This window comes from Maribacter dokdonensis DSW-8, from assembly GCF_001447995.1.
In the GTDB taxonomy this organism is placed as follows: domain Bacteria; phylum Bacteroidota; class Bacteroidia; order Flavobacteriales; family Flavobacteriaceae; genus Maribacter; species Maribacter dokdonensis.
Genome location: NZ_LDPE01000002.1, coordinates 786,228 through 802,961 on the forward strand (window position 1 = coordinate 786,228; position 16,734 = coordinate 802,961).

Genomic DNA, 16,734 nt, shown 5'->3' on the forward strand with positions numbered 1-16,734 from the left:
TATGCTTCGTAATTATTTAAAGATAGCTTTTCGTAATGTTTGGAAAAATAAGGTGTTTTCTATAATAAACATTTTAGGGCTTTCTATTGGTCTTAGCGCTGCATTTGTAATTGGGGCAATGGTTTTTTATGACCTCACATTCGATAATTTTCATCAAGATGGTGAAAGGATTTATAGAGTCACTACTTCGTTTGAAGGTGCGTCTGGAGTGTTTCATAACGCAGGTGTTGCCGTTCCATTGGCACAAGAGCTCAAAGATTTAAAAATGGAGGAAATTGAAACCGTTGCTCCATTTTTTACGATCTATCCTTTACATGTAGAAAATTCGGCAACCGGTAATAGGTTTAAAAATCCCGAATTTGTAATATATACAGAACCTTCATATTTCCAGACATTTGAGTATAATTGGTTAGCTGGAAATTCACAAACTGCTTTAGAAGAACCAAATATGGTAGTGCTATCGCAAGAACGTGCAAGAAAATATTTTCCAAATCAAGAAATAGAGCATATTATAGGTAAGACTCTGGTTTATAATGACAGTATACACACTACGGTTTCTGGTGTTATAGCAGGGTTTAATGGTCGTACAGATATTGTTTTTGAAGAATTTATATCTTTAAAAACAGCGGATACACAAGATATGACCAATGCGATTAATGAAGCGGATTGGAACAATACAAATTCTGCCTCGCAACTTTTTATAAAACTTTCTGAGAATAACAGTGCAGATAATGTTCAAAAAACACTTACTCAAATTGCAGATGATCATAATGAACCAGAAGATACCTACCAAGGTGGGAGTACGAGTAAGTTCAATTTGCAACCATTAAATGATTTACACTTAAATCCTAACTACGGTACTTTTGATTTCAACGATAGCCGTACAACAATGTCAGCATTAAAAAGTCTAATGTTGTTGGCTTTAATTTTATTGATTTTAGGTTGTATAAACTTCATTAATTTAAATACGGCGCAAGCAATTAAAAGAGCGAAAGAAATAGGTATTAGAAAAACCTTAGGGAGTTCAAGATTTCAATTAATTTCTCAATATTTGGGAGAAACATTTCTTTTGACCTTATCTGCAGCCGTAGTTTCATTCTTTCTTTCAAAATGGTTACTTCTTTTATTTTCAGATTTTATTCCTGCCGGGTTGAGCTTTGATATTTTTTTAAGTCCTTGGTTAGTATTGGGTGTCTTCCTTTTACTTGGTGCAGTGACTATTTTGTCCGGATTTTATCCCGCCCTCGTGTTGTCAAAATATAAACCAGTTTCGGTTTTAAAACAACAAATAACACCCAGTTCAGATAAGGGGTTGTTAAGAAAGTATTTAACCGTATTTCAATTTGTAATTGCACAGATATTTATCATAGCTACATTAATGGTAGGTAAACAGTTGAACTATATTATGAAAAAAGATATGGGTTTTAATACAGATGCAATCGCATATTTTAAAACTCCATGGCAAGATACATCAGCAGTAAAAAGAACAAGGTTTGTTAATAGAGTACAAGATTTGCCGGGTATATCAAGTGCTGTATTAGCAGGTAATCCTCCGGCTTCATTTACTACTATGAGTATGGGGGTAAAATTTATAGATGACAGCAAGGAAGTTAATTCAGATTTGCAGCTCATGTATGGTACTGCTAACTATTTTGATTTATATAATTTAAAATTATTAGCAGGTAGAATGCCTTTAAATGATTCCATTAATGAGTTTGTATTGAATACATCGTATCTGAAAGTCGTAGGTGTAGAAAATGCTGTAGATATTATAGGTAAGAATTTAGTAGTTGATGGTGATAATTTGCCTATAGTTGGTGTAATGGATGATTTTAATCAGCATTCGCTAAAATATGGAGTATCTCCAATGGCATTTACTGGAAGTTCATATACAGGCAAGTGGACACAATTTAAAACAATTCATTTTAAATTAAATTCTAATGAAGTTTCTAATTGGTCAGAAACTATATCATCAATAGAAAGTATATGGAAAGAAACTTATCCTGAGTCCGATTTTAAATACGCTTTTATGGATGATACTGTAAAACAATTTTATGAAAGCGAACAAAAAACAGCGACACTTTTAAAGTGGGCAACAGGCTTGGCAATTTTAATTAGTTGTTTGGGATTATTTGGGTTGGTTGTTCACACCACTGAGCGTAGGACAAAAGAAATAGGGATTCGAAAAATTCTTGGAGCCAATATTTTTCAACTTAATATACTTTTGTCCAAAGACTTTTTAAAACTGGTATTGATCGCTTTTGTTATTGCTGCGCCAATTGCATGGTATGGATTACATAGTTGGTTGGAGGAATTTGCAAACAAAACCGAATTGAGCTGGTGGGTTTTTGCTTTAAGCGGAGTTCTTATGGTGGTAATATCATTATTGATTATGACAATTAAAACTCTGAATTCAGCGAATACCAATCCCATAAAAAGCCTAAGAACGGAATGAAAAATATTATTCTTTTAAAATACGCATTAAGAAATATTAAAAAAAGACCCGTTTTAAACGGAATAAAAATTGTCGGACTATCTCTAGGCTTATGTGGAATTTTATTTATAGCACTTTTTCTAAAAAACGAATTAACTTATGATGAACATTTTACAAAAGCAAAAAATATCTTTCGGTTAACGGCTACAAGTCAAGGATTTCTAGATAACAATCATTTTGCACGTTTTTTTTCGGCACAAGATTTACCGTTAATAACAGAATCAATTCCTGAAGTCGAAAGTCTAGTTCGTATGGTCCCTATTCGAGGAAAGTTAATAAAACATGACGAACAATTTTATAAAATTCACCAAGGCTTTTCGGTTGATAATACTTTTTTTAAACTTTTTGATATTCCATTTCTAAGCGGAAATATAAATACTGTATTTCAAAATGTAAATTCTGTTGTTATATCCAAATCACTGGCTGAAAATGTTTTTGGCAATTCAAATCCCATTGGAAAAGTAATTTCATTACCTAAAGGGCATTTTAATGCAAAAAAAGAAGATTTTCAAATAACAGGTGTAATGGATGATTTTGAACAGCAAAGTCACCTTCATCCTGATATTTTATTTATGCCAGGTAAAGATAAAATTAAAGGTTGGGCTTACCAGTATTTACTTTTTAGAGAAAATGCTAACCCTAAGATAGTGGAGCATAAAATTTCTCTTGCGCTAACAGAGCTGTTTACAGATGATAAAGCCACTAGTAATTCTGAAGTGAAAGCGTATTTGATGAATATAACTGATATTCATTTGCAGTCTAAACTGTTTCGTGAAATTGAACCAAATAGCAGTATGACCAATATATGGGTTCTAGTGATTGCTGGAATTATTCTTTTATTAATAGCATTAAGCAACTTTGCAAGTTTAAATTTAGGAATGGTAGGGTACTTATCTACGTTTTTAGCCATGAATCAAATATTGGGCTCTTCCAAACGCTTTATAAGCAGGTATTTTTTAATTGAAAGTACAGTGGTAGTATTAACTTCTATAACTATAATATTACTGTTAATGTACCCTGTGAATACGTTGATTTATAAAAATTATCAACTTAATCTTTTAGAAAATAATGAGTTGTTTATTTTATCGACTATTGTAACTGTAGCTATTTTAATGATTGTTGCAGGTTTACAACCAGTATTTAAAAAGCATTTTGAGAAAATATCACTGCAAAAAAGATTACAAAAAGAAAAGAGAACTAAAGTACACAAAACATTATTTATTACGCAGTTTAGTCTTGCTATTGTTTTATTAATAATAGTGATAGTTATTTCGGAACAGACGAATTTTGCCTTGAATAAAGCTTTAGGAGCGAAAGAAAATATAGTTTGCCTACCTTTGGTTCATTCTGATATTCAAAAAGATTTTGAATTCTTTAAATCAGAGCTATTAAAAGAAAGTAGTATCTCATCTGTCTCGGCCATGATGGATACACCCGGAAGTGAAACCCATGACATGTTTTCTTATACTTTCCAAGGTGCTCCTGAATTGGAACCTAATACTAATACAATTGGAGTTTTTGCAGCTGATTACTCTTTTGCAGAAGTATTTGGACTTACTTTTTTAGGTGGTAGAAATTTTACTGAAACTAATATTGATGAACCTGGAAATGGAGAATATCTAATAAATGAAAGTGCATTATATCAATTGGGTTTTCGTGATCCACAGGCTATTGTTAACAAGCAATTCTCTTTACTTTCTCCTGTTCCTGGAGTAGTACTACCTGAGGGAAAAGTTATTGGAGTAGTTAAAGATTTTCATTTGTCAGGGTTACAAAACAAAGTAGAGCCACTTGTGCTTTTTAAAAGAGAAAATAGTTGGTTGAACAGTATAGTAATTTCATATAGAACTCCATTTGAAAAGGAAGCTCTTTTAAGTATTGAAAATATTTGGAGAAATCTATTTCCGGAATATCCCATAGATTATGTTCAGGTGAATTCAATTTATAAAAATGTATATAAAACGGAGCTTATTCAGAAAAAATTAATTTTATTATTTACCCTGATATCCATATTCGTATGTACTATGGGAGTCTTAGGTCTAGCACTAATGATTACGCAAAGTAGGTTTAAGGAGATTGGAATCCGAAAAGTTAATGGGGCTAGTAGAGCTGAAATTTTAATATTACTTAATCGTAATTTTATGAAATGGTTGGTAGTGTCCTTTGTTGTAGCTTCACCACTTGCATATTTCGCCGTAGCTAAATGGTTGGAGAGTTTTGCATATAAGATTACCTTAAGTCCTTGGATGTTTTTATTTTCCGGTGGGGTAGTTATTTTAATTACACTTTTAACCGTTAGCTGGCAAAGCTATAAGGCGGCTACTGCTGACCCTGTTAAAAGCTTAAGAACGGAATAATAAATATGATTTTAACCATCAACCACTAATATGCTATTTCACTAATCAACTAATTCACTACATAAAGATGTTATTACAATTAAGAAATATTTTCAAATGGGTACAGCAAGGCGGTCAACGCGTGTTTTTGCTAAAGGATATTAATTTAGAAGTACAGGAAGGCGAATTCATTTCAATTATGGGTCCGTCCGGTTCAGGGAAATCCACATTATTGAATGTCATAGGTATGCTAGATACGTTTGATGAAGGAGAGTATGATTTCTTGAACGAATCTGTACATACCTTAAAAGAAAAATACCGTTCTAATCTGTATAAAGAATATATAGGTTTTGTGTTTCAGTCATATCACTTATTAGATGATTTAACGGTAGAGGAAAATTTAGAAATGCCTTTGTTGTATAAGAAAATAAAAGGTTCTGAAAGAAAGGCACTGGTAGCCGATATGTTGGATAGGTTCAATATTGTAGGTAAAAAAGATCTGTTCCCAACACAGTTAAGTGGTGGACAGCAACAATTGGTTGGTGTGGCAAGAGCATTAATTGCAAACCCAAAACTGATATTGGCAGATGAGCCAACAGGCAACCTAAACTCTCAACAAAGCGAAGAAATCATGCAGCTTTTTAAGAAGCTTAATGAAGAAGAAGGCGTCACCATTATACAAGTAACACACTCGGAAAAGAACGCCGAATATGGTTCAAGAATCATCAATCTTTTAGACGGCAGACAGATTTAGTTTTTGAAATATATAAAAAGACATTTCAAGCGCAGTCGAGAAGCGTTAGGTTTTAATATAATTTGCGAATGTCGGTTCGTGTGCCCCTTATTCAATTTTTCATTGAATAAGGGGTGTATCGAGAACCTTTTGAAAACGAATAGTTGTCGACTTAATTGAAAATTATAGTATTCCAACAACCAACAACCAACAATCAACGAATCACTAATCCGTATACCCTTCAGGATGCATTTCATCATAATCCGTTTGGTCTTGAAATGCTTTTGCTAATAAAAGAATACTGGCTTCGTCATACAAGTTGCTAATTAGCGTGATACTGGTTGGGTGCTTTTTTTTATCTAACCCAGTAGGAATGGAAATTGCCGGATGACCGGTAAGGTTTGTAATAATTGAAAGTCTGTTGCCGGAACTTGGTGAAATAAGCACATCATAATCTTTCATAACGGCCTGCATTTTTTCAATAAGTACCTGTCTTTGTCTGTTGGCTTGTATATATTCTACTGCGGGAATAAAGCGTGCCTGGCGTAATGAATTTGCTCTTGAACGTTGGTGTTGTTCAACCATTTTATCCACTTCTTCAGCTCTGACCATATCATCGAAAAATGCACCCGCTTCTGCTCTTAAAATGATATCAAAACTATTGTAGGGCACATCTTTAGGTAGTTCTACGGCGTGTAAGGAAATGCCCATATCTTCAAATTTCTTCACGGCATTATCTAAATTTTCTTTACTAAGTGAAGAGTCTTTTTCAATGTCATTTTTTAAATAGGCAACTTTAAGAGACTTGTAGTCTTTGTTGGGGTCAAATCCGTCAGGGAAATCCGTCGTCATACCATCTTTAGGGTCCTTGCCTGTAATTACGCTGTAAACAATTGCGCAGTCCTCAGCACTTCTGGTCATAGGACCAACCTTGTCCATAGACCAGCTTAAACTCATTACACCATGTCTGCTTACTCTACCGTAAGTAGGGCGTAATCCTGTAATTCCGTTTCTGGTACTTGGTGATAATATTGAGCCAAGGGTTTCAGTTCCTAATGAATAAGGTACTAGTCCCGCTGAGGTTGCCGATCCTGAGCCCGCGGAAGAACCTGATGCTCCTTGTGTGGTATCCCAAGGATTTTTTGTTTTACCGTCGAACCAAACATCACCACGTGCCAATGATCCAGAAACTAATTTGGCTACTAAAATACCACCTGCATCCTGTAACTTTTGCACCACCGTGGCGGTCATATCAATTTGTTGGTCGCGGTAGGGTGCTGCTCCCCACGTAGTTTTGTAACCTTCTACTGCCATTAAATCTTTTACACCATAAGGTATACCATGAAGAATTCCACGATATTTTCCGTTGGCAATTTCGGCATCCATGGTTTTAGCTTGTTCCAGTGCCATCTCTTCGGTTATGGTTATGGTACACTGCAAGATGTCGTTATATTTTTTTAAGCGTTCAATAAAAAATTGGGTCAATTCTAGCGAGCTAATTTTTTTGTTTTTAATTAGGGATGCTAGTTGAGGTATTGAATAAAAAGCTAGATCAGCTTTATTTTCTGGTATGTCAATGTTATTCGGAATTTCCCATTCTGGAAACCCAGATTGTGGTTTTGGCGTAAAATTCATTGGTAATGGGTCAAATCTAACCGCAGGTACCACATCGTAATCTAGAGTGTATTTTCTAAGGGAATCAAATCCTTTTTTGTTTCGCTGTAAATAAGGATATAAGGTGTCTATATATTTCTTGTCAAAATCAAGCCCTATTAGTTTTTGAGAGCGCTTTACATCTTTTTTTGTAAAATCAGTATGAGAACTGGAGCATGAAGTAATGAAAAGGCAAAAAAGTAGACTATGAAATGAAAGAAGGAGAGTTTTTTTGGTAGGTTGGTACATGTTGTAAAGTTTTAAGAAGATTCTAATGTACGTCTTTTGAAAAATTTATGTGAATTGCCCAATCATAAAAAAATGTGAATTGAATATCTATGAATAAGAGGATCTGTTTATAATGGCATCTTCATTTTCAATACGCTAGCTTCTTAATCTGATAACTAAGGATTATCTTTGTAACCTACTTGTCAATGGGCAGGTTTTGAATGAATTTATACAATGAAGATAGATAAGAAGGATGTTTTAAAGGCTTTGGAGCATATTACGGTTCCCGGGGAAGGCAAAAACATGGTAGAAAGTGGTGCGGTAACCAATATTCAAATTTTTGGTGATGAGGTAGAGGTAGATATTACCATTGCCAATCCAAGTTTACAAGCACGCAAAAAGACCGAAGTGGAGATTTTAAAAGTCATCCACAGAGAGGTGTATGAAAAAGCTAAGATTAAGATCAATATTAAAGTTGAAGCACCTGCGGCAAAACCAAAGGTGAATGAAATTAAAGGCAAGCCTATACCGGGTATTAATAATATTATAGCCGTAGCCTCTGGTAAAGGGGGTGTGGGTAAATCTACGGTAACGGCCAACCTTGCGGTTACCTTGGCAAAAATGGGCTTTAAAGTAGGTCTTTTAGATGCTGATATATATGGGCCTTCAATGCCTATTATGTTCGACGTTGCCAATGAGAAACCATTGGCGGTAAACGTAGAGGGTAAATCTAAAATGAAGCCTGTAGAGAATTACGGAGTAAAATTATTGTCCATTGGGTTTTTTACCCAACGAGACCAAGCGGTTATTTGGAGAGGACCTATGGCGTCAAAAGCATTGAACCAAATGATTTTTGATGCACATTGGGGCGAGTTGGATTTTATGCTGATCGATTTGCCACCGGGTACCGGTGATATTCATTTGAGTATCATGCAATCTTTACCAGTTACAGGCGCTGTTGTAGTGAGTACACCACAAGAGGTTGCCTTGGCAGATGCTAGAAAAGGTGTGGCCATGTTTCAGCAAGATTCTATAAATGTTCCTGTTTTAGGAATCGTGGAGAATATGGCATATTTTACACCTGCAGAGCTGCCAGAAAATAAATATTATATTTTTGGTAAAGAAGGCGCTAAGAACCTGGCAGAAGATTTAAATGTACCTTTCTTAGGTGAAATGCCATTGATACAGAGCATACGTGAAGCTGGTGATGTTGGTAGGCCTGCGGCTTTGCAAACCGCTACACCTGTAGAAAAAGCATTTGAAGAATTGACAAAGCAGGTGGTTAGTGAGGTGGTTGCTAGAAACAAGACAATGCCACCTACAGAAGCAATAAAAATTACTACAATGGCGGGTTGTTCGCCGGTTAATAAAAAATAGATATGACTGCAACAGAGCTAAAAGTGAATGTGGAAAAAGCATTGGAAGAGATTAGACCTTTCTTACAGAGCGATGGTGGGGACATTAGTCTTATTTCTATTGAAGAAGAAACGGTTACAGTGCGTTTAGAAGGTGCTTGTGTTGGTTGCAGTGTCAATCAAATGACCTTAAAGAGCGGTGTAGAAATGACCATTAAGAAATACGCACCACAAATTCAAAATGTAATTAATATAGAAGCTTAGATCTTGATAATTGTCATGATATTTAAAACAATAGAATGATAATTTTGAGAAATATTACAAACCATCTTAGTAATGATTAAGACCGATATATTAATAATTGGCGCGGGACCTACGGGTCTTTTTGCCGTTTTTGAAGCCGGACTCCTAAAACTTAAGTGCCATTTGATAGATGCCTTGCCACAGGCTGGTGGTCAGTGTGCAGAGATTTATCCAAAAAAACCCATTTATGATATTCCGGGCTTTCCAGAAGTTTTGGCGGGCGATTTGGTGGACAATCTTATGGAGCAGATTAAATCTTTTCAACCTGGTTTTACTTTGGGCGAACGTGCCGAAACTATTGAAAAGTTAGAAGATGGCAGTTTTGTGGTCACTACCAATAAGGGAACAAAGCATAATGCCCCGGTTATAGCCATTGCAGGTGGGTTAGGAAGTTTTGAACCTAGAAAACCTTTGTTGGATAATTTAGTAAAATTTGAAGATAACGGTGTTGCTTACATGATTAAGGATCCAGAAGTGTATCGTGATAAGAAAGTGGTTATTGCAGGTGGTGGAGACTCGGCATTGGACTGGAGTATATTTTTGGCAGATGTAGCTGCTCAGGTGACATTGGTGCACAGAAGAAATGAGTTTAGGGGCGCTTTGGATTCTGTAGAAAAGGTTCAAGAATTGAAGAATCAAGGCAAACTTAATCTGATTACCCCCGCTGAAATTATTGCCTTAAATGGGGATGATAAACTAGAATCTGTACTAATCAGAAAAATATCCGATGCTAAGGAAGAGCTTGTTTTGGAGGTCGATGATTTTATTCCTTTATTCGGGCTATCTCCCAAATTAGGACCTATTGGAGATTGGGGATTGGAGATTGAAAAAAATGCCATAAAGGTGGATACCTTTGATTACCAAACCAATATTCCGGGTATATACGCCATTGGAGATGTCAATACCTATCCTGGTAAACTAAAACTGATTCTATGTGGTTTTCATGAAGCAACGCTAATGTGCCAAAGCGCCTTTCAAAAAATTCATCCAGATAAGAAGTATGTAATGAAATACACTACCGTAGGTGGAGTAAGCGGTTTTGATGGAACAAAAAAAGAAGCGCCTAAAGCGGTGGTGAAGAAGATTGAATAAAGTAAGTTCATTAGTGAAATAGTGAAATAGTGAAATAGTGAAATAGTAAAGATGACTATACAACGATTTGAAGACCTAAAGGTTTGGCAGAAATCTCAGGATTTAGCGGTTCTTATCTATAAACAATTTAGGGATTTAAAAGATTTTGGTTTTCGGGATCAGATTACTAGGGCTTCAGTATCTATTTCTAATAACATAGCAGAAGGTTTTGAAAGAAGTTCTAATGCGGATTTTAAACGCTTTTTATATTTTTCTTTAGCTTCCAACAGTGAACTAAGATCCATGCTTTATCTTGCGCAAAGATTAGCATATGTAGAAAAAGAAATGGCATTAGAATTGATAAATGAAACTAATCAAGTATCAAAAATGTTATATGCCTTTATTAAATCAATGAAGTAATATTTTTCACTAACCCACTAACCCACTAACCCACTAATTTATGACCGATATAAAAATTACAATAATAGACCGTGACGGAGTATCTCATGAAATTGATGCCCCAACAGACATGAATATGAACCTTATGGAAGTCGTACGTTCGTATGAACTGGCGCCAGAAGGAACCATAGGTATTTGTGGAGGTATGGCAATGTGTGCATCTTGTCAGTGTTATGTGGAATCTGATCACGAATTGCCGGAAATGAGCGATGACGAAGAAGCTATGCTGTCCGAAGCTTTTAATGTTAAGGATAATTCACGTTTAGGCTGTCAATTGCATATTTCTGAAGACATGGACGGACTCAAAGTAGAGTTGGCTCCAGAGGATATATAAATGTCATTGCGAGAAAACGAGATGTAATCGAGATTGACGAAGCAATCTGCTGAATTCGTGTTCCTAAGTTTTTGCACTGCGCAAAAACAACAGTTATTTTAATTTTCCAACAACCAACAACCAACAACCAACAACCAACAACCAACAACCAACAACCAACAACCAACAACCAACTTATATCCTAGCCTGATACGTAAACAGATTATGGTATCTACCTTCTTTGGCAATCAGCTCTTCATGGGTTCCTTGCTCAGCAATACGTCCGTTTTCAATCACTAAAATCTGATTTGCCTTTCTGATAGTGCTTAAACGGTGCGCAATGACAAAAGTGGTTCTTCCTTTCGTTAGTTCAGCCAAACTCTTTTGAATTAAAGCTTCGCTTTCCGTATCGAGGTTAGAGGTAGCTTCATCTAAAATCAAGATTCTTGGATTTGCCAACACAGCTCTGGCAATGGCAATACGCTGGCGTTGACCACCAGATAATTTTACGCCACGTTCCCCTATAACGGTATTCAATCCCTCTTCAAATCTATCGGTAAATTCATCAACATAAGCTGCTTTGATCGCTGCTTGTAATTCTTCTTCAGAAGCATTTGGTCTAGGGAAAAGAATGTTCTCTCTAATTGTGCCCTCAAATAGAAAATCATCCTGTAAAACCACGCCTAAAAATTGTCTAAAACTGGTTAGGTCAACTTTTGAAAGGTCCGTGCCATCTATGGTAATTTCACCGGAGTCAGGGTTTAAAAAACTAGCCGCTAAACCTGCAATGGTAGACTTCCCGGATCCAGAACTACCCACAAGGGCAATAACATCACCAGATTTAGCTTCAAAGCTAATGTTGTGCAAGACATCTTTATCTTCCTCGTACGCAAAGCTTACGTCCTTAAAAGCCATATCTCCTTTTAATTGGGAAAGCACAATAGTTCGGTCTTTTTCGTCAGACTCTGAAACCTTGTTCATCAATTCTTCGGTACGATCTAAACCGGCCAAAGCTTCGGTCAGCTGGCTTCCAATATTGCTCATTTGTACAATGGGCGCTACCATTAGGGCAAGAAGAAAAGTAAACTCAAAATACTCGCCCGTAGTCAATTCGCCCTGCATCATTTGGTATCCACCATACCCCATCATAATTCCTGTAGTGGCCAATCCCAATAAAAAGGTAGAAGCACTGGTCATAAAAGCGGTAGCCGTTAAACTCTTTTTTACATTTTGGTATAGTTTGTCAACCCCTTCTTCAAAAACCTTACTTTCTTGCACCTCTGCGTTAAAGCCTTTAATAACGCGAATTCCACCAAGGGTTTCCGTTAATCTTCCTTTTACTTCTGCATTAATTTTACCACGCTCCCTAAAAACAGGTCTTATAATCTTAAATGCCTTTAGAGCAATGAATGCAAATAATATTAAGGGTACAAAAGTCAATAAGGTCATTATTGGGCTAATTCTCAATAACAATACAAGAGACACTACAGCGGTAATGGTACCACCAACAAGTTGTACGAGTCCGGTGCCAATTAAATTTCTAACCCCTTCCACATCGCTCATGATTCTAGAAACTAATGAGCCGGATTTGGTGTTGTCAAAAAATCGAATAGGTAATGAAAGTACTTGCTTTTGTACCTGTGCACGAAGTTCGGAAATCATGTATTGTGCCTGAATGCTAAGCACTTTGGTAAGTAGGAAAGACATGACCGCTTGTATCAAAAATGCAAAAATAACAACGGCAACCAATATTTTTAATAGGTCATAGTTTTTATTAGGGATGATATCATCTAAAAAGTATCGTAAAGAAACCGGTGCCACAAAACTAGCAGCTTTACTGATTACGATAAGCAATAAACCCAACAAAACCAGTTTTCTGCGTGGCCATATAATTGTTTTAAAAGCGGTTAGTATGCTTACTTTTTTTTCTGCCATAGGTGTTTGCTCTAACTAATTACTGTTTAATTATTCCATTGTCCGTTCGAGCGCAGTCGAGACCGATCGGCAATGAGTTGCAAGTTACTTCAATTCTAAAGTTTTACCGAATCTAGAATAGGTTTTGATATTGGCTAAGAGTATGGATAAAGGTTTTTATATTTGAGTATCCTGATTACCGACCGATGCTTAAAAAAACCATTTTTCTTTTTTTATTAGTTACTTTTTATACGAATGCGCAAGAGCAATACTATGAATTGCGTGATTTCGTAACTGATAGTGCAGGCATTTTCACAGCAAGTCAAACAGCAGATTTAAATCAGCGTTTGGTAGCGTTTGAGGAGAATACTACCAATCAACTAGTAATAGTCACGATAGATGAGTTGGGTTTTGATACCATTGAGTCTTATGCCAACGGACTGTTCAATCAAAATAAAATTGGTCAAGAAGGAAAGGATAACGGACTACTGATTCTGTTTTCAGAATTGGACCGAGAAGTAAGAATAGAGGTAGGTTATGGGTTGGAACCGTACATTACAGATGCCGTTGCTTCAAGAATTATTAGAAATACGATGATTCCCAAATTTAAGGAGGAGGCATATTTTGATGGTGTTGATGAGGCTACTGATCAGCTTATAGTGTTTCTCAATAACCCAGAAGCCTTGGATGAGTTTAAACAAGAAATTGAAGATAAAGAACGGAAGGAAAAACTTTATATGTACATTTTTCTTGGTGTATTTCTATCAATATTTATTGGGGTAGGTGGTTTTTTCTTTCTTAAAAGCTATAGAAATATTATAGAGGTTTTTAGAGGAATATTTATGGGTAAATTAGGCGTATTACCTGGTGTTTTTATGCTTTTAGGAGGTTCTATTTCTACTATTTTTGGTATGGTATTTATGGTGGTGCCTCTTTTTGTGGGGTATAGTATTTATACCACAGACCAAGACCTTGCCATGCGAATTTTTGATCATCCTAAAGTTCTGTTGTGGTTATTACTACCGTTTTTTGGCATAGCTGCCATAATCGCTTTTTTTAAGCTTAAACTATCTGATAACGAAGATTTCAGTATTTCGTGGCTAAAGAACGATAAAACATATTACAGAAAAACATTTTCTTCATCAGGTTCCCACTCTTTCGGTTCGGGCAGTAGCTCTTCAGGTGGTGGTAGTTCATTTTCTGGCGGTGGCGGAAGCTCAGGTGGTGGTGGAGCAAGCGGAAGTTGGTGAAATTCAAGTACTTTTATGTATCTCAAATATTCAAAATAAATAGTATCCATGAACAGAATAATTTACTTGTTAGCATTTGTCTTGGTTTTATCATGTAAGACAGAAAAACCAAAAAGCCCTGAAGTTGAAAAATGGGAAGCCCAAGCTGCTAATGTTGAAATAATAAGGGATGACTTTGGAGTCCCTCATATTTATGGTAAGACAGATGCCGATGCAGTGTTTGGGTTATTGTACGCCCAATGCGAAGATGATTTTAACCGTGTGGAGCAAAACTACATTTGGGCAACAGGTAGACTGGCAGAAGTAGATGGCGAAGAGGCTTTGTATAGCGATTTGCGCGCAAAACTGTTCATGACAGAAGAAGAGGCTAAAGCGAATTATGAAAAGAGTCCCGCTTGGTTAAAAGAGTTGTGTAATGCCTTTGCCGACGGTATCAATTACTACCTATATACGCACCCAAAAGTAAAACCTAGATTGTTGACGCATTTTGAGCCATGGATGCCCATGTATTTTAGTGAAGGGTCCATTGGTGGTGATATTGAGCGAATTTCAACAAAGAAGATTGCTGCCTTCTATGAAAGTGATATGGCATTACCAGAAATGGAATTGTTGCAATTAGAAAAGGAAAAAGAAGCAGAGGAACCACAAGGTTCTAACGGTATTGCTATTTCAGGTAAATTGACACAGTCCGGTAATCCGCTGTTATTGATCAATCCGCATACCTCGTTTTATTTTAGGGGAGAAGTCCATGTAGTTTCAGAGGAGGGGTTAAACGCCTATGGTGCGGTAACTTGGGGTCAGTTTTTCGTTTATCAAGGTTTTAATGAAAAAACCGGATGGATGCATACATCCACTTATACCGATGTTATGGATGAATTCAAGGAGACAATAGTTAAGAACGATGATAATTTATTCTATCAATACGGAGAAGAATTGCGTCCTGTAGAATCGTCTGAAATACTATTGAAATATTTGGATGGAGAGGAATTGAAAGAGAAAAAGTATCCAGCATACAGAACCCACCACGGACCAATAACCCATGTTGCAGATGGGCAATGGACGGCATCTGCCATGATGTGGGAACCGGTGAAAGCGTTAGAGCAATCATTCATCCGAACAAAACAAAACGGGTACAAAGGTTTTCGTGAAATGATGGATATTCGTACTAATTCAAGTAACAATACGGTGTATGCAGATGCGGAAGGAAACATCGCTTATTTTCATGGAAATTACGTTCCAAAACGAGATGTTCAATTTGATTATACAAAACCGGTAGATGGTAGCAACCCGAAAACAGATTGGCAAGGTTTGCATACGGTAGATGAAAATATTTTGGTATTAAACCCAGAGAACGGATGGATCCAGAATTGTAATTCTACCCCGTTTACATCGGCTCTGGAATTTAGTCCAAAGAAAGAAGACTACCCGTATTACATGTCTAGAGATCAAGAGAACTTTAGAGGCGTTCATGCCATAGAATTATTGAAAGACAGAAAAGGGTACACCATTGATAGTCTTATCCGGTTAGCGCATGATCCGTATTTACCGGCATTCAAAGCTTTAATACCTGGTTTGGTAAAAGCTTATAATTCTCATAACGATAAGAATCCGAAATTAAAAGAGCCGATTGAAATTCTGGAAAAGTGGGACTATACAACGGGAGAAGATCAAGTAGCCATGACATTGGCACATTTTTATGGTACCGCAATAGGCAAACACGCAGACCAACCAAAAGGAATAAGTGATATGGAGCGCATGATTTATTTTGGGAACAACACAGAAGCCGTATTGCCCATTTTTGAAGAAGTAATCAACCAACTTGAGTCAGATTTTGGTACATGGAAAATGTCATGGGGAGAAGTAAATAGATATCAGCGAACTACAGGAGATATCGTGCAGCATTTTGATGATGCTAAACCAAGTATTCCAATAGGGTTTGCTTCCGGTAGGTGGGGAGCCTTGGCGGCATACGGTGCGCGATACACCACTGAAGGCGCAAAAAAGATATACGGTACAAGGGGCAATAGTTTTGCAGCAGTAGTTGAATTTGGTGAAACCGTTAAAGCCAAAAGTATTTTGGCAGGTGGGCAAAGTGGTGATCCTAATTCTCCATATTTTAATGACCAAATTGAGAGGTATAGAAATGTAGATTGGAAAGAAGTACCTTTTTATAAGAAAGATGTTTTAAAAAGGGCAAGGGAAACATATACTCCTGGGAAAAGATAAATTGATAAAGAAACTAGATTATGGGATTGTTGAATAAAATATTAGGTAATGCCAGTGAGGTATCTGTAGAACAGCTATTAAAAAAATATGGTCGCTTATTGATAGAGGGAGAGGAAATTGAGTTGGGATTTTCCTTATTGCGAGATGTTTTCATGTTTACTAATAAACGCTTAATTTTAATAGATATACAAGGAATTACGGGAAGTAAAATTGAATACAAATCGCTCCCTTATAAGAATATATCAAGGTTTTCTCTTGAAACTTCGGGTACTTTTGATTTAGATGCTGAATTAAAAATCTGGATATCGAGTGAAAACGTACCAAGTGTAAGCAAAAAGTTCAATAAGAGTATAGATGTTTATGAAGTACAGCGGTACTTGGCAAGTAAGGTAATGTAAT

13 protein-coding genes are annotated in these 16,734 nt (G+C 36.3%); 11 read left to right on the forward strand and 2 right to left on the reverse strand.

Going from position 1 to position 16,734, the window contains the following annotated elements; genetic code table 11:
* Position 1: 1 nt before the first annotated feature.
* The 3 genes from I600_RS13010 to I600_RS13020 all read left to right on the forward strand — a co-directional run bounded on the left by I600_RS13010 (position 2) and on the right by I600_RS13020 (position 5,584).
* Positions 2–2,455, forward strand: a complete 2,454-nt coding sequence (locus I600_RS13010) for an ABC transporter permease (RefSeq protein WP_058104961.1) — start codon at positions 2–4, stop codon at positions 2,453–2,455.
* Entirely contained in the window at positions 2,452–4,851 is a 2,400-nt protein-coding gene (locus I600_RS13015; protein WP_058104962.1) for an ABC transporter permease, read from the forward strand. The genes I600_RS13010 and I600_RS13015 overlap by 4 nt, the downstream gene beginning before the upstream one ends.
* 67 nt (positions 4,852–4,918) lie before the next feature.
* Positions 4,919–5,584: an ABC transporter ATP-binding protein gene (locus I600_RS13020; protein ID WP_058104963.1), complete on the forward strand. Its 666-nt coding sequence runs from the start codon at positions 4,919–4,921 to the stop codon at positions 5,582–5,584.
* A 204-nt stretch (positions 5,585–5,788) separates the two neighbouring features.
* On the opposite strand, the gene I600_RS13025 is transcribed toward I600_RS13020, so the two are convergent.
* On the reverse strand, positions 5,789–7,465 hold the full coding sequence (locus I600_RS13025; RefSeq protein WP_058104964.1) for an amidase: 1,677 nt from the start codon (positions 7,463–7,465) through the stop codon (positions 5,789–5,791).
* 213 nt (positions 7,466–7,678) lie between these two features.
* On the opposite strand from I600_RS13025, the gene I600_RS13030 reads away from it, so the two are divergent.
* The 5 genes from I600_RS13030 (at position 7,679) to I600_RS13050 (ending at position 10,966) form a co-directional block, all read left to right on the forward strand.
* Positions 7,679–8,821, forward strand: a complete 1,143-nt coding sequence (locus tag I600_RS13030) for an Mrp/NBP35 family ATP-binding protein (protein ID WP_058104965.1) — start codon at positions 7,679–7,681, stop codon at positions 8,819–8,821.
* A gap of 2 nt (positions 8,822–8,823) precedes the next feature.
* Positions 8,824–9,063, forward strand: coding sequence for a NifU family protein (locus I600_RS13035; protein ID WP_058104966.1), 240 nt, complete (start codon positions 8,824–8,826; stop codon positions 9,061–9,063).
* 72 nt (positions 9,064–9,135) lie between these two features.
* On the forward strand, positions 9,136–10,194 hold the full coding sequence (locus I600_RS13040; protein WP_058104967.1) for an NAD(P)/FAD-dependent oxidoreductase: 1,059 nt from the start codon (positions 9,136–9,138) through the stop codon (positions 10,192–10,194).
* Positions 10,195–10,245: 51 nt separating this feature from the next.
* Positions 10,246–10,593: a four helix bundle protein gene (locus I600_RS13045; protein ID WP_058104968.1), complete on the forward strand. Its 348-nt coding sequence runs from the start codon at positions 10,246–10,248 to the stop codon at positions 10,591–10,593.
* A gap of 40 nt (positions 10,594–10,633) precedes the next feature.
* Positions 10,634–10,966, forward strand: a complete 333-nt coding sequence (locus I600_RS13050; RefSeq protein WP_058104969.1) for a 2Fe-2S iron-sulfur cluster-binding family protein — start codon at positions 10,634–10,636, stop codon at positions 10,964–10,966.
* A gap of 174 nt (positions 10,967–11,140) precedes the next feature.
* Here I600_RS13050 and I600_RS13055 read toward each other — a convergent pair whose 3' ends face one another.
* Positions 11,141–12,880, reverse strand: a complete 1,740-nt coding sequence (locus tag I600_RS13055) for an ABC transporter ATP-binding protein (protein WP_058104970.1) — start codon at positions 12,878–12,880, stop codon at positions 11,141–11,143.
* A gap of 185 nt (positions 12,881–13,065) precedes the next feature.
* Between I600_RS13055 and I600_RS13060 the strand changes: the two genes are divergently transcribed.
* From I600_RS13060 to I600_RS13070, 3 genes are read left to right on the forward strand one after another with little or no spacing between them, the layout of a single operon-like run.
* Positions 13,066–14,109 carry a TPM domain-containing protein gene (locus I600_RS13060; RefSeq protein ID WP_058104971.1) on the forward strand — a complete coding sequence of 348 codons (1,044 nt, stop codon included), beginning with the start codon at positions 13,066–13,068 and terminating at the stop codon, positions 14,107–14,109.
* Positions 14,110–14,157: 48 nt separating this feature from the next.
* Entirely contained in the window at positions 14,158–16,335 is a 2,178-nt protein-coding gene (locus tag I600_RS13065; RefSeq protein WP_058104972.1) for an acylase, read from the forward strand.
* Positions 16,336–16,355: 20 nt separating this feature from the next.
* Complete coding sequence (locus I600_RS13070; protein ID WP_058104973.1) at positions 16,356–16,733, forward strand: PH domain-containing protein; 378 nt, start codon at positions 16,356–16,358, stop codon at positions 16,731–16,733.
* Position 16,734 lies beyond the last annotated feature (1 nt).